Raw genomic sequence first — 14,396 nt, 5'->3', positions numbered from 1 at the left:
AGCAAAAGATATAATAAAAATAGATTTTTCCGAAAATAAAAAATAATCAAATAAGTGTGGTGATCTGCAATTCTGTAACCGCTTTCTATTTCTAGTTATAAGCCCTTCATTTAAGGGGTCTCAACTGTCCCACTCCTCTGAACAGGAGTCCCGCACCTTTCGCTGCAATTAACCCTATTTGTCAACGGTTTTCATTCACAGAAATTTAACACCTAGTCATGGATGTCTTCATTATTCATCAACACTGTATGTTTGCATTACTTTTTAAAACACGTCGTTATTTATATGAAGGGGTGAGATATGTGAAGCATAATCAAAATCAAGTAATCTGGTCTTCTAGAATTGGTTTTATATTAGCAGCAATGGGAATGGCCGTAGGTACAGGGAATATTTGGAGATTTCCACGAATGGTTGCTGAACATGGAGGTGGATCATTTCTAATCGGTTGGGCCGTATTCCTATTTCTCTGGTCATTGCCGCTAATTATGGTAGAAATTTATATTGGTAGAAGAACCCGAATGGGAACGATTGGGTCATTCCGTCAATTTATTGGTGAAAAGTTTGCATGGTTTGGTCCATTCATCACTATCGTTCTTCTTGGCATTACTTTTTACTATTCAGTTGTTGTCGGTTGGACATTCAAATATTTCTTCTTAGCTATGAAAGGTACATTCTCTAATAATGTTGACTCAACAGCATTATGGGAGGGCTTTGTCGGAAATCCTACGGAACCTGTCCTCTTCCATTTACTTGCAATCGGGGTTTCAGGTGCTGTCGTTTACATCGGAGTGAACAAAGGTATTGAAAGAATGTCCAAAATATTCCTTCCATTATTATTCCTTCTGCTCATATTCACTGCCATTCGCTCCATTACTTTACCAGGAGCACTAGAAGGACTTTCTTATATGTTTACACCACAGTGGGAGTATTTAGGCAAAGCCACTACATGGCTAGAAGCACTATCTCAGTCCGCATGGTCTGTTGGAGCCGGTTGGGGATTATATGCCACCTATGCTATTTATACAAGAAAACGTGATGATATTGCACAAAATTCACTTACTGCTGGACTTGGCAACAACTCAGTAGAGTTATTAGCTGGAATGACTATCATCCCGGCCATCTTTGCCTTAGCTCCTTCTCCTGAATACATCTCGCAGGCAACTAGTTCAGGAAATGTTGGTTTAACTTTTATTTACATGGTTGAATTAATTAATGTAATGCCACAAACATATATCTTTGGGGTTGCCTTCTTTGGAGCGTTAGCCTTTGCTGCTTTCACTTCCCTTGTTGCAATGGTCGAATTGGTTACAAGAAATATTTCTGACCATGGAATCAAAAGAAATAAAGCCATTTTGATCTCAACAGTATTGATTTTCATTGGCGGAGTCCCTTCCGCGCTTAATATGTCAGTATTCAATAATCAGGATTGGGTATGGGGAGTTGGGCTATTATTATCCTGTTTCCTTTATGCCTTTGCAGCCATTAAATATGGTGTCACAAAAATGAAGGATGAAATAAATGATGTAAGTTTTATTAAAGTTAATAATTGGTGGGCTTACTCGATTAATTATTGTATCCCCGTATTATTTGCCGTCGTAACAATATGGTGGTTATACCAGGCAACCACTTGGTACCCAGATTCATGGTGGAAACCATTTGAAGAATCCAATGTTGGTACAGTTGTATTGCAGATAGGGATTGCTTGTATACTCGCTCCATTACTGCTCCGTTTTAAAAAGAGACTTAGAAGTTCGGTGAAAGAGGAAGGATTGGATGCTTCCGAATATACAACTGCTCCAGATGTGAATAACGATATCAAGGAGGGAATGTAGTGGGTATTTCCGCAATTATCATGATGGTATTAATTCTAGGGGTCTTCTGGGGTGGCTTTTCCATAATGATTTACAGAACATTATCACTTAAGAATAATAAAGATTGAAACTTAGATATACACAATAAGTACAAATGTGCAAGCGCCTTGATCACCCCCGACAAGCACAAGACGAGCCTCACGGAAAGGTGTCCTTTACCTTTCTGAGAGGATTGGCTTGTGACCTCGAGGGGGTAGGCGCTGGAGCTGGACGTAGACAAACTTGTCGCAAAGTTATCCACAACATCTAAATTTATAATTTCCTAGATAACGAAAAAACCAGTTGAGATTAATAGATCCCCAACTGGTTTTTTATTTACTGCTAATTAACATTCGTGAGTAGAGGTTGATTTAATATATATCTTGATATCGCCTTTGACTAGCCGCAAAATGAACCCAATTAATCATTGATATAAAATCATAGACAGGGAGCCCTACAGCTCTTTGCACATCAGCTGCATATGGCGGCATATCACTGCATTCTAATAGAATAGCCCCAATATCAGGATTTTCTGTAACTAAGCTAATTGCAGCCCCCACGACCTCTTGACGCACCTTTTCATTATCAAATGATCCGCGATTTTCAATAATTGCTGAAAATTCATCTTCCTTGCTTAAATCCTTAATAACCAAATCCTTCGAATCGGTTACACTACAGCTTGCATACAGCTCTTCTGTTAACCCATCCGCATATGCAGTTAATACGCCAATTTTTTGAGACTGCTTTAACCCTGTTTTTATCCATGGAACTTGAATAATGCTTGACAGGTATACAGGAATATCAACAGCTTCAGCTACTTTATCCTGAAAATTGCCGAAAAACCCGCACGCTGCGCAAATCGCTCTTGCCCCCTCTGCCTCAAGTTCCTTTGCTGCTTGAATGATTGAATCTAATAAAGAACGATCTCCTGACAGCAGACTAGCCGTGTTACAGTCTGGAACAACCTTTAACTGGACTGGAAAGTCATAGGTTAATAGATTGGCAACATTTCCAGGAATAACAGGGTACCAGCAATTGTCTAAATACAGGATCCCAACTGAAAAACCTGAAACATATTGTCCCTTTTTTTGGGAAACAATCGTACTCCTCATTTTTGGTACGATACAATTATCAACAGCACTTGCTATATTTTTTTGAGTTGTCAAAAGATATCTATCTCCTTTTGTTTAGTTCAAAACGGACAATAGACAAAAAGTATGGACTTCTTTTTGTCTAAGTTCATGAAACCATAGCTATTTAATAGATTGCATCTTCAATAATTAAATCATTTTCCTCAAAACGCTCCACCCTCAATGCAGTTAAATCAAGTGATTCATATCTTCCTGTTCGAATAAGCTCTGAAAGGCATTTTCCAACAGCTGGCGCTTGCTGCATCCCATGGCCACTAAACCCAAAAGCAACAAAGTAGCCTTTCATTTTTGGGTACTCTCCCAAAATAGCATTATGGTCTTTCGTATTAAAATCATACAAACCTGACCAGCCTCTTTCGATTTTCGCCTTTTCAAAGTTTTCAATTCGATTTGCTAAGATTGGCCAAATATTATCAATAAAATCTGATCTTCTCCATTTGAAATCAATTTTCGGTTTTATTTCCTCTGCGTAACCGGCAATGAATTTCTCTCCTTCATGTCTGAAATACACACCTGTTGGATCCATTGTTAATGGCAGATACTTTTGCAACGGCTTCTCAATATCAAATTGGAAAATTTGTCTTGGCAATGGAACGACTGGCAGAGGCAGATTGGCGTTTTCACTTAAGAACGAGGCCCAAGCACCAGCACAATTTACAACAATTGGCGCATGATATTCACGCCCGTCAGCAAGCTTTACACCTTTAATTTGATCCTGATCCGTTAGTAAACTAGACACTTCATCATATACGTACTCCGCACCCAGCTTCTTCGCATACCTTATATACCCTTGCATAACTGAATATGGATCAAGATAACCACTTTCAGAGCAGTAAAGTCCTCCCGCAATATCCTCAACATTAAGCTCTGGAATAATATTTAATAAATCACTTTTTTGTAGCAGCTGAGAATTGACACCGTTTTCATTTTGAAGTTTCATATGCTTCTCAAATCGAGGCATCATTTCATCTACAGCAAGGAATAAATATCCTCTTTGCTTAAAATCAATTTCAACTTCCTCTTCATCAATAGCCATCGTCTTTGAAAAGTTTTTATAAATTTGCAGACTATATTTGCTTAACTGAATATTCACCGCTGTTGTATACAGCTGTCTAAAGCCCCCAGCACTTCTTGGTGTAGATGCAAATTCATATATCCCATCCTTTTCAAAGACTACAACTTTACCGGTAAATCCATCATTCAATAGATTATAGGCAATACTTGAACCGATGACTCCACCGCCAATAATGATAATATCTGCCTTGTTTTGCATGAATGAACCACCTTTCTAAAATGAAATTTCTTATTATTAATGTACTAATATTGGAGACAATGGGATATGTGTAATTTTCATGAAAATATGAATATAAAAAATATTTTTAATAGTAAAATTATACAAGGGATATAAAGATTTATGGAGAATCCTTTAACTATTGGACCTAAATCTGAAAGGGGTGGACCACTTGGTCTTTTTAGAAGATATATCACAAACGATCGTCAAAAATACAACAGATATTATTGGGTTTCCAATTAGTATCACTGATGAAAAAGGATATATTATTGGTTCAAATGATCCATTGCGAATAGGAAGCTACCATCAGGCATCCATCGATGTTTTGAAAAGGAAAGAAACCATTTGCTATGAGATAAGCGAAGTGAAGAATCTTAAGAATGTGCTGCCAGGTGTAGCAACCCCAATCATAATTAATAATGAAGCGATTGGTGTTCTTGGAATCGTTGGCGATCCTTCAGAGGTAAAAAAATACGCCCAACTTGTAAAAAGTCATGTTGAGCTAATGTGTCACGAACATATGAAGAAAGAAATGAGTATCCTCGAATCGAAAACTTTTGACAATTTGATCCACTATCTTTTGAATCTAAAGAGTACAGAGGATTCAGATTACATTGTTAGGTATGGAAAAATGCTTGGCTTCAATCTAGACTCCGATGTAAAGCGCATATGTTTTCTGATTGAAATTGATTTTCTATCCGATCCTTCTTCCAACCAACAGTACCCGGAAGGTTCATCTTGGCAATTTCTTCAGAATCATATTATTGCTCTATTAAGATATTACTTTATTGATAGTCAGGAGGACTTGATTTCTTTATTAACACTTGATCAATTCATTGTTATTAAATCCATTAATCATGACTGCCAGACAGATTCCTTTATCAAAAGAATGGAAAATAAAATACTTCGATTCAAACAATTCCTAAAGTCTAAGCACAATGTAACGGCAAGTATTTCAATAGGTAGTATACATAGCGGCCTCGAAGGAATACAAAAATCCTATCATGATTCTTTACAAGCCTTAACAGCTGGAAAGAAGACTACTATTTCTCCTGAGATTTATCATTATAACGATTGGAATATTATGCTTGAACTACTCGGAGAAGCTTTCTCTCCATATGTCGCAGAGAGATTCGCTGATAAAATTGGTCACTTTTTCAATCATGCTAATTACCCCACATTATCAAGTACATTTATGACCTACTGCAGATGTAATATGAATCTAAGTGAAACGGCACGTATATTATTTCTCCATCGGAATTCATTAGTCTATCGACTAGAGAAAATAAAAGAATTAACAACATTAGATTTTGCCAAGTTTGAGCATTGTCTTCTTCTATATTTTGCCATCAAAAACTCGGAAACCGATGAAAAATCACCTATTCTCCAGGAGGATGATAAGGAAGGAATTTTTTATAATTAAAAATGATAATAGGAAGAAAATATGGAACCAAAAAAACCCTTTTGAAGTAAAAAGGGTTTTTTAGATTCTTATTTAATATTACAGATCAATAGTTATCTATCTGTGCTCTTTGCAGCTTTCCACTGTAATCCACATAAACAGATTTCCATTCTGTATAAACATCAAGGGCGGCTACACCTGAATCTCTATGCCCATTTCCTGTACCCTTTGTTCCGCCAAACGGCAAGTGGATTTCTGCTCCAGTCGTACCTGCATTAATGTAGACAATCCCTGTATCAAGATCTCTCATTGCTTGGAAAGCACGGTTTACATCAGCGGTAAAAATGGCACTGGATAAACCAAATTCTACACTATTATTTATTTCAATCGCTTCTTCTAAGCTTTTAATTGGAATAATAGATACAACTGGACCGAATATCTCTTCCATCGCTATTCGCATATTTGGTGATACATCTGTAAAAATGGTCGGTGCATAATAATACCCTTTACCTAACTCATTTTCGTCTAGAATCTTTCCTCCAACTAGGAGCTTTGCACCTTCCTGCTGGCCAATCTTCACATATTCATCGATCCGTTCAAGTGAAGAACGATTAATGACAGGACCTACTTTTACCGTTTCATCCAGTCCATCACCAAGCTTAAGCTCACCAATTCGTTCAACAAGCTTCGTTTCCAGTGCTTGTTTGACATTCTCATGCACAAGAATTCGACTTGTTGCCGTACATCTCTGTCCACTTGTACCAAAAGCACCCCAGAGAATTCCATCCACTGCTAAATCAAGATCGGCATCTTCTAATACAGTTACCGCATTCTTCCCGCCCATTTCAAGTGACGTCCGTTTTAGTAGAGCACCTGCACGGGCATTAATCGCTCTACCCACTTCGTTTGAACCAGTAAATGAAATAAGGTCAATATCCGGATGCTCTACCATCGAATTCCCTACGACACTTCCAGAACCATTTACAAGATTTAAGAGTCCTTTTGGTAATCCTGCCTCTTCATATATGCGGACAAATTCATACGCAGTCATCGGTGTTTCTGTTGCCGGCTTCCAAACTACGGCATTTCCAGCTACAAGTGCCGGCAGGGATTTCCAAGAGGCAATAGCAATTGGAAAATTCCATGGTGTAATTAGTCCTGCTACCCCAATCGGAATTCGTTGACTAAAAGCAAGTTTGTTGCGCAGTTCAGACGGTACTGTATCACCAAATAGACGGCGTCCTTCACCAGCCATATAGAAAGCCATGTCAATGGCTTCTTGAACCTCTCCCCTCGCTTCATCAATTACCTTCCCCATTTCACTTGTAAGAGTACGAGCGATTTTTTCTTTCTTCTCTTTTAATAGATAAGCAACTTTATATAAAAAGTCAGCGCGCTCCGGAGCTGGAACTAATCGCCAAGATTTCTGTGCAGTCTTAGCAGCAATTACCGCTCTGTCTACATCCTCTTTCGTTGACTGGGTAACTTCTCCAAGAACTTCCCCATTAGCTGGATTCACAATTGGGGTAAATTTCCCTGATGTTGATTCGCTCCATTCCCCATTAATATAATTTAGAATTTGTTTCATATTTTTCCCTCCAATAATTGTTTGTTCCATATACGATGGATATTACTTATTCATTCAATTAACAGAAATTTGCAGCTTCTGTTTGATTCGATTGATTGCCTCAAATAATCTTGCATTAGGGACAGACAAAGATAATCGGAAGTAGCCTTCACCAGATGGCCCAAATGCACTTCCAGGAGTTAGGATCACACCTGTCTGTTCTAACACATTCGTTACAAATTCGGCAGAAGTATAGCCTTTTGGAACGGGTGCCCAGATGAAAAAGCTGCCTTTTGGCCGATCAACCTTAATTCCAATCGCCTTCAATCCATCTAACACAACATTCAAACGTTCTTCATAAATTGCATTATGATTGCTCACACAGCTTTGATCACTATTCAATGCAAAAGCAGCTGCTTTTTGAATCGGCGTAAATTGGCCTGTATCCATATTGCTTTTTAGAACAGAAAGCGCTTTAATAATTTGCTTGTTTCCAACAACATATCCGATTCGCCACCCTGTCATATTATACGTTTTTGAGAGTGATCCAAATTCGACAGCCACTTCTTTTGCACCCTCAACTTCAAGAATACTCGGTGCTTTATATTCACCAAAGGTAACCATATTATAAGCAGAGTCATGGGCGATTGGAATATTCCTTTGACGGGCAAAGCTGATGGCATTCTGGAAAAATTCAATATCTACAGTTGCTGCTGTTGGATTACCAGGATAATTTAAGAACATTAATTTTGCCTGTTCTATAATCTCATCTGGGATTAAGCTGAAATCTGGCTCGAAATTGTTTTCTTTTAGCAACGGCATATGATAATACTGTCCGTTAGCAAGGAGGGTCGCCATTTTATAAACAGGATAGCTTGGATCGGGTATGAGCACATAATCTCCTGGATCAATAAGTGTGGGGATTAAATGGGCAATCCCTTCTTTCGATCCGATTAATGCCAGAACCTCTGTTTCCGGGTCGAGATTAACTTGATATTGACGAGCATAGAAATCAGCAACTGCTTCCCTGAATTCTGCGCATCCTATAAAGCTGGGATACTTGAAGTTACTAGAATCTTGCATTTCTTCAACTAGCTTGTCAACGATATGCTGTGGTGTCGGGAGATCAGGGTCACCGATTCCTAAATCAATGACATCCACTCCCGATTTAACCAGCTCGGCTTTCTTCTTATTAATTTCAGCAAATAAATAAGGGGGAATTTGACCTATCCTATTCGACTGATAATCCATAAACACACCCACCTTCTCCACATAACACTAAATTTCGAATTCCTTATTTTAAATTTATAGTTTTTGCCTATTTATAACTATGGTTGAATTAAACAAAAATTCAGGATAAAAATAATGACATTCTGTATGAAGTTTACAAGGGGCTATATTAAAGACTGTTTTTGCAAACATTATTGTGCTAATTTGAATGTAGTGAGGTAGAGGTTGATTTCCGCTCCAGGATGCTCCAATCAACAAGCTTTTTTAATCAATGAAAAAAAGCCCGAATACACGAGCTTTTTGAATAATAATATCTAGCCTAGATTATTTGTATGAAAGAGCGATTCTAAGTTAGATAGCAATTATAGACGGATTATGATAAATTGCCCGCCACCAAATAGATTCTTAGTATAATCAACTTTTACGTGATCAAAATATACTTTATCTCTTTCATTAATTAAAAATTGGATGCCACTTTCTTCTACTATTTCATCACTTTCTAAAGCTGACTCCTCCAGAGTCAGGCGAAGCTTTGGTCCCCCTCAGCCAATTCCCATGGATAATCGAATCATTGGTATATTGCCTTCATCTATTACATCTTGAATTTCATTTGTAATTACTGAGATTGCAGCCGGTGTTATTTTGACCATATTAGTTCCCTCCTTAAATAATTCTATCTTTCGCCTTTACTTATTGCGTCCATAAACGGAGGAATAGGTTTTCCATCCTCCATCAACATTTTTTACCTTGTATCCATTATTTCTAAGAATTCTACTAGCTAAATAGCCACGAAGTCCAACCTGACAGCTGACATAAATCGTTTGTTCTTTCGGAAGAGAAGGTACATTTTCTCTCAGTTCATTTAGGGAAATATTCTTTGAACCTTTAATAAATCCATTTTCTCGTTCGTTTGACTCTCTAACATCAATTAATAATCCGCCTTTTTCAATGATTTCATCAATCTCATGCCATTGAACCTGTTCCAATTCCCCTTCCATGACATTTGTTGCTACGTATCCAGCCATGTTCACAGGGTCTTTTGCAGAAGAATAAGGTGGTGCGTATGACAATTCTAAATGTGTTAAATCTTCAACGGTTAGTCCGCCTTTGATTGCTGTTGCAATCACATCAATTCTCTTATCCACACCATCTGCTCCAACAGCTTGTGCGCCAAAAATTTTCCCCGTTTCTTTATTAAAAATTAATTTTAATGAGATGGGAGTGGCTCCAGGATAATATCCAGCATGAGAAATTGGATGAATATGAACCACTTCATATGGAACACCTAAACGTTTTAACGTTTTTTCGTTATTACCTGTTGAAGCGACAGTTAAATCAAATACCTTAGCAATAGAAGTTCCTAATGTTCCTTGGTATTTCTCTTTTTTGCCCATTATATTATTTGCCGCAATTCGTCCTTGACGATTAGCTGGACCAGCGAGTGGGATCATCGCTTTTGTACCGCTAATGTAATCTACTACTTCTACTGCATCACCAACGGCATAAATATCCTCAATCGAGGTTTGAAGAAATTCATTGACAATGATTCCTCCACGCTCTCCTAACGCTAACCCAGCTGATATGGCTAATTCATTTTCCGGTTTTACTCCAATAGACAAAATAGTCATATCTGTTTCCATTTCAGTTCCATCTGACAAAATAATCTTCTTGCCATTGTCAGTAAATGAGTGAACACCATTTTCTAAAATCAGCTTCACACCTTTATCTTTCAAATGGTTGTGTAAAATACTTGCCATCTCAAAATCAATCGGTGCCATAATCTGATTGCCCATCTCAATGATTGTAACTTCTATCCCTCTGTCTGCTAAATTTTCTGCCATTTCAATTCCAATAAATCCTCCACCGATCACAACAGCCTTACGAGGTTTTTGATGATCAACATAGCCTTTAATCTTGTCTGTATCCGGGATATTTCTTAACGTGAATAGTGTTCCATTTTCTTTCAAACCAGGAATTGGCGGAACAATCGGTCTTGCACCTGGTGACAGTAAAAGCTTGTCATATGTTTCAACATATACTTCATCTGTTTGTAAGTTTTTTATTGTAATTGATTTATTACTAGAATCTATCTTTAGAACTTCACTTAAATTACGAATATCCATGTTGAAGCGCTCAGACATACCCTTTACGGTTTGAACGAGTAGCTTGCTTCTCTCTTTAATCGTTTCACCAATATAATAAGGCAATCCACAATTAGCAAACGAGATATATTCTCCACGTTCAATAAGAATAATTTCTACATCTTCACTTATTCTTCTCAGCTTTGCTGCAGCAGTTGCTCCCCCAGCAACACCACCAACGATAATCACTTTCTGTTTCATAACTTCCCCTCCAAATATATACCTATTAAGGTATTTTTCTGTGCATAATTATTCAGTTTGGCCTTCCCATGAAAGCATGCCACCAGTCATATTAATGACTTGAAACCCATGACTTTCAAGCAATTGGGCTGCACGGCTGCTTCTTCCACCAGAACGGCAAACCATGATATATTCCTTCGATTTATCTAATTCCTGCTTTCGAAACTCAATTAGACCAAGTGGAATATTAATTGCCCCAGGGATCTTCCCCTCTGCCACTTCATCTGTTTCTCTAACATCGATAATATGAAGCTCTTTTCCTTTATTCAATAAAGTTTCTACTTCATTAGCAGTCAATGTCTTCATCTTTTTTTCCTCCTAATTTTTCATTATGACCACGCACTCATTCCGCCTTTTACATTGGTTACATTTTTAAATCCTAATTTTTTTAGCAATTTACTTGCCTTATTGCTTCTCATGCCACTTTGACAAATAACGACTACCTCTTTATCTATGGATAGCTCATTTGCTTTTTGAGCTAATTGCTGGAGAGGAATATTTTTAAATCCTCGAATATTGCCCCTATGGAATTCTCCAGGTGTTCTCACATCAATAAATTGTATATTTTTATTCTTTAATTCTTTTTTCAATTCAACCGTACTGATTTGTTTAACTCCTTTTGTTGGAAGAATTCGCGATACGATCAAAAGAATGACTAGCACAAAAATTATATACTTTAAATATTCCATTTGCACCCTCCTCACTTACCCCTACAGGTATATTAATAGTTAAAAAAAGAAGTCACCTAAATTACCTGCTTTTCACAAGTAAATTGACCGCTTCTTTAATCATTTCATCTGTTTTTTCACCATTTCTTTCCGCCTCAAGAACACATTCCACTAGATTTGAACTAACAATAACACCTACTGTGCGATCGACTGCTGAGCGAACAGCTGATAATTGTGTAATGACTTCTTTACAATCTTTATTGTCTTCCATCATTTTCAAAATTCCTCTTAACTGTCCTTCCATTCGCTTGACTCTATTTTTGATTTGATCATTGTACTCCATGATGGACCCCCTTCTATGCCTAAAATATTCGTTTTCATATTCCTTTCGGTATAGGATTAGTATGGATTTTATATCCTTATATTATACCCGTGTAGGTATATTGTCAACAGATTAATTTTTATAATTGAAGGCTGTTTTTGCAAACATTGTTGCTAATCAACATTAGTTGGTAGAGGTTGATTTCCGCTCCAGGCGTTCGCTTTCCGCGGGGTGGGCGCTAAGCCTCCTCGGCGCCATGCGCCTGTGGGGTCTCAGCTGTCCCACTCCTCCCGCAGGAGTCTCACGCCTTCCGCTCCAATCAACTAACCTTTTTTATCAGTGGAAAACTTATTCAAAAACAATAAGCTTTTAGAAAGAGCCTATTTGAATTAGGGTATGACGCTGAACTATGTTAGCAGAGAGAAATGCAGGCATATACCACACGGGGTTCTATACATAAATCGTATAATTGCTTTTATCAATAGTAAAAAAATTCGAATTAAAAAAGAGAAAAAGACCATCTTGATGAACTGGTCTTTTTCTCTTTTACTATATTTACATTTCTAAATCTGTGAACGCATAAGGTAATAATTCCCTTAAAGTCAATTCCAATATATCTTTTTTCTCATTTGTTAAGTATACCGGCATTTCAGGTAAACAGAATTCTGCTAACACTTGTCTGCAAATACTGCAAGGCGGCAGAAAGTCTACCGTATCACCTGCTACAGCAATAGCTTGGAAATCACCTTTTTTGTAACCATTTGCAACTGCGGTGAAAATAGCTGTTCGCTCAGCACAATTTGTTGCACCTAATGAAACATTTTCCACGTTTACTCCATTGATAACAGTACCATCTTTTAATAATAATGCTGCTCCTACTGGAAATTTGGAATAAGGTATATAAGCCCTTTCCTTCATCTTACGTGCACTTTCCATTAACTGCTCTTTATTCATATAATCCATCCCTTTCAAAGAAGAATGAACTTTTCAAAGTTCCCTTAACGCCAACGTATAATTGGCAGGATTTTTATATTATAATTTTTCGGAATATTTGTCAATATCATAAGTCTTAAAGTTATCTCCAGTTTGGTGAATTCGATCAATCTTTCCATAATCTTTTAAGATGGAAATTATTTTGTGAAATTTTCAAAAGGTAAACGTCTGGATTACTTAAACTTTTCCATTGCTCAAAACCAAAATTCTTATCGTAGTGATTTAATAATAATGATATAATCCCTCCGTGTGCCACGATAATCGTATTCTCAGAATAACTTGCCTCAATTTCATTTACTACCTCTATAATTCGATTCCTCGCTTCATTACTGGATTCCCCACCTTCGTACTTTAAGTCCATATCATTAAATGTCGCTTCCAGTTTATCCATCCAATCTGAAAAAAAGAGTGAACTTAGTACTCGTTCAGTTAATCGACTTTCCATCTCAATTTCTATATTCTTATTCTCTGCAAAAGGTTTTATTGTTTGAATAGCTCGCAAAAAAGGACTGCAAATGATTCTATCAATCTCTATTTCAGATAGAAAGTAAGAAAGTTCATCCGATTGAATTAATCCATTTTCTGTTAAGGGTGAATCAGAAGATTGTCCCTCCGCTTCACAATGTCTAATTATGTAGATGTTTTTATTCATATTTCCTCCTTATCTGAACAGGAGCCAATTATGAGCAAGTCATAATTCCTTCTGTTGTAATGTTTTAGTCATACTATTTAGAATCCATTTATTATTGCCTTAATATTACCATGAATGTTCCTTCAACTAACAAAAAAAGTGCCAAACTTCATATTAGAAGCTGACACATTACTTTAATTGATTACTGTTCATTTAAAACACTTACAATATCTTCTTTATCGACGACAAGATGAATATTATTTATCGTCCGCAATGAGCCTGATATCAATCCGACTATTTGGCCATTTGTATCAAGTACTGGCCCCCCAGACATTCCACTAGCAATTTCAGCAGAAGTAAGAATACGATTTCTGCCGTTTATTAATGCACTAGGATTATTAACAATCCCCCGTGTAATAATAGGAGTCTCTTTTAACGGAAAACCAATCGCAAAAACTTCCTCACCAAATGTGACTGGGCTTTTCCTTATTTCTAATCCTCCATCCTTCTCTCCTCGTTCTTCAACTGGCAATTTTAAAATAGCAACATCCTTTGTTTTATCGTAAGTTAAAATATCAACATCACTTATTATGTGTTGATCATTCAGTATTATCTCAATTTGTTCCGCATCCTCAACAACATGATAAGCTGTAACAGCATACTTTTCATCTGATAAAAGGAAGAAGCCAGTTCCAACTGATTTTACTCGGTCATCATTTTGTAAAACACGAATATAGAAAAAGCTTTGTTCAGCCAATTTATAAATATCTTCAGCTGTATAAGAAGTTTCTACCTCCGTTTTACCATTCGTTGAACATCCGGCAAATCCAAATAATAGAATAGCTATTAATATGACTCGCATGACTACTCGCATATTATAAAACCACCTTTAATAACATATGGGGTTGTC

14 protein-coding genes are annotated in these 14,396 nt (G+C 37.1%); 3 read left to right on the top strand and 11 right to left on the bottom strand.

Features of this window, described 5'->3' with window-relative positions:
• Positions 1 to 302: 302 nt before the first annotated feature.
• Positions 303 to 1,832: a sodium-dependent transporter gene (locus ACFYKT_RS16125; protein WP_389221714.1), complete on the top strand. Its 1,530-nt coding sequence runs from the start codon at positions 303 to 305 to the stop codon at positions 1,830 to 1,832.
• Positions 1,832 to 1,939: a MetS family NSS transporter small subunit gene (locus ACFYKT_RS16120; protein ID WP_389221712.1), complete on the top strand. Its 108-nt coding sequence runs from the start codon at positions 1,832 to 1,834 to the stop codon at positions 1,937 to 1,939. The genes ACFYKT_RS16125 and ACFYKT_RS16120 overlap by 1 nt, the downstream gene beginning before the upstream one ends.
• A gap of 282 nt (positions 1,940 to 2,221) precedes the next feature.
• Here ACFYKT_RS16120 and ACFYKT_RS16115 read toward each other — a convergent pair whose 3' ends face one another.
• Both ACFYKT_RS16115 and ACFYKT_RS16110 read right to left on the bottom strand, forming a co-directional pair.
• Positions 2,222 to 3,016, bottom strand: a complete 795-nt coding sequence (locus ACFYKT_RS16115) for an aspartate/glutamate racemase family protein (RefSeq protein ID WP_389221710.1) — start codon at positions 3,014 to 3,016, stop codon at positions 2,222 to 2,224.
• Positions 3,017 to 3,107: 91 nt separating this feature from the next.
• On the bottom strand, positions 3,108 to 4,274 hold the full coding sequence (locus ACFYKT_RS16110) for an NAD(P)/FAD-dependent oxidoreductase (protein ID WP_389221708.1): 1,167 nt from the start codon (positions 4,272 to 4,274) through the stop codon (positions 3,108 to 3,110).
• Between the two features lie 190 nt (positions 4,275 to 4,464).
• On the opposite strand from ACFYKT_RS16110, the gene ACFYKT_RS16105 reads away from it, so the two are divergent.
• A complete protein-coding gene (locus ACFYKT_RS16105) occupies positions 4,465 to 5,715 on the top strand; it encodes a CdaR family transcriptional regulator (protein ID WP_389221706.1) in 1,251 nt (416 codons plus the stop codon).
• 85 nt (positions 5,716 to 5,800) lie between these two features.
• Here ACFYKT_RS16105 and ACFYKT_RS16100 read toward each other — a convergent pair whose 3' ends face one another.
• The 9 genes from ACFYKT_RS16100 to ACFYKT_RS16060 all read right to left on the bottom strand — a co-directional run bounded on the left by ACFYKT_RS16100 (position 5,801) and on the right by ACFYKT_RS16060 (position 14,360).
• Complete coding sequence (locus tag ACFYKT_RS16100; RefSeq protein WP_389221704.1) at positions 5,801 to 7,282, bottom strand: aldehyde dehydrogenase family protein; 1,482 nt, start codon at positions 7,280 to 7,282, stop codon at positions 5,801 to 5,803.
• Positions 7,283 to 7,336: 54 nt separating this feature from the next.
• A complete protein-coding gene (locus ACFYKT_RS16095; protein ID WP_389221702.1) occupies positions 7,337 to 8,512 on the bottom strand; it encodes an LL-diaminopimelate aminotransferase in 1,176 nt (391 codons plus the stop codon).
• Between the two features lie 665 nt (positions 8,513 to 9,177).
• The gene (locus ACFYKT_RS16090; protein ID WP_389221700.1) at positions 9,178 to 10,833 is read right to left on the bottom strand and encodes a CoA-disulfide reductase; all 1,656 of its coding nucleotides are present in this window, start codon (positions 10,831 to 10,833) and stop codon (positions 9,178 to 9,180) included.
• Positions 10,834 to 10,881: 48 nt separating this feature from the next.
• The gene (locus tag ACFYKT_RS16085) at positions 10,882 to 11,178 is read right to left on the bottom strand and encodes a rhodanese-like domain-containing protein (protein WP_389221698.1); all 297 of its coding nucleotides are present in this window, start codon (positions 11,176 to 11,178) and stop codon (positions 10,882 to 10,884) included.
• Between the two features lie 23 nt (positions 11,179 to 11,201).
• Positions 11,202 to 11,561, bottom strand: a complete 360-nt coding sequence (locus ACFYKT_RS16080; RefSeq protein ID WP_389221696.1) for a rhodanese-like domain-containing protein — start codon at positions 11,559 to 11,561, stop codon at positions 11,202 to 11,204.
• Between the two features lie 61 nt (positions 11,562 to 11,622).
• Entirely contained in the window at positions 11,623 to 11,883 is a 261-nt protein-coding gene (locus ACFYKT_RS16075; protein ID WP_389221694.1) for a metal-sensitive transcriptional regulator, read from the bottom strand.
• Between the two features lie 534 nt (positions 11,884 to 12,417).
• Positions 12,418 to 12,816 (bottom strand): cytidine deaminase, encoded by a 399-nt coding sequence (locus tag ACFYKT_RS16070; RefSeq protein ID WP_389221692.1) that lies wholly within the window; start codon positions 12,814 to 12,816, stop codon positions 12,418 to 12,420.
• Between the two features lie 145 nt (positions 12,817 to 12,961).
• On the bottom strand, positions 12,962 to 13,507 hold the full coding sequence (locus ACFYKT_RS16065; protein ID WP_389221690.1) for a histidine phosphatase family protein: 546 nt from the start codon (positions 13,505 to 13,507) through the stop codon (positions 12,962 to 12,964).
• Between the two features lie 181 nt (positions 13,508 to 13,688).
• On the bottom strand, positions 13,689 to 14,360 hold the full coding sequence (locus tag ACFYKT_RS16060; protein WP_389221688.1) for a S1 family peptidase: 672 nt from the start codon (positions 14,358 to 14,360) through the stop codon (positions 13,689 to 13,691).
• Between the last annotated feature and the right edge of the window lie 36 nt (positions 14,361 to 14,396).

It is taken from the genome of Cytobacillus mangrovibacter, from assembly GCF_042865275.1.
Lineage (GTDB): Bacteria > Bacillota > Bacilli > Bacillales > Cytobacillaceae > Cytobacillus > Cytobacillus mangrovibacter.
The sequence above is the reverse complement of the archived record's forward strand: the minus strand, read 5'-3'. Positions and strand labels throughout refer to the sequence as shown.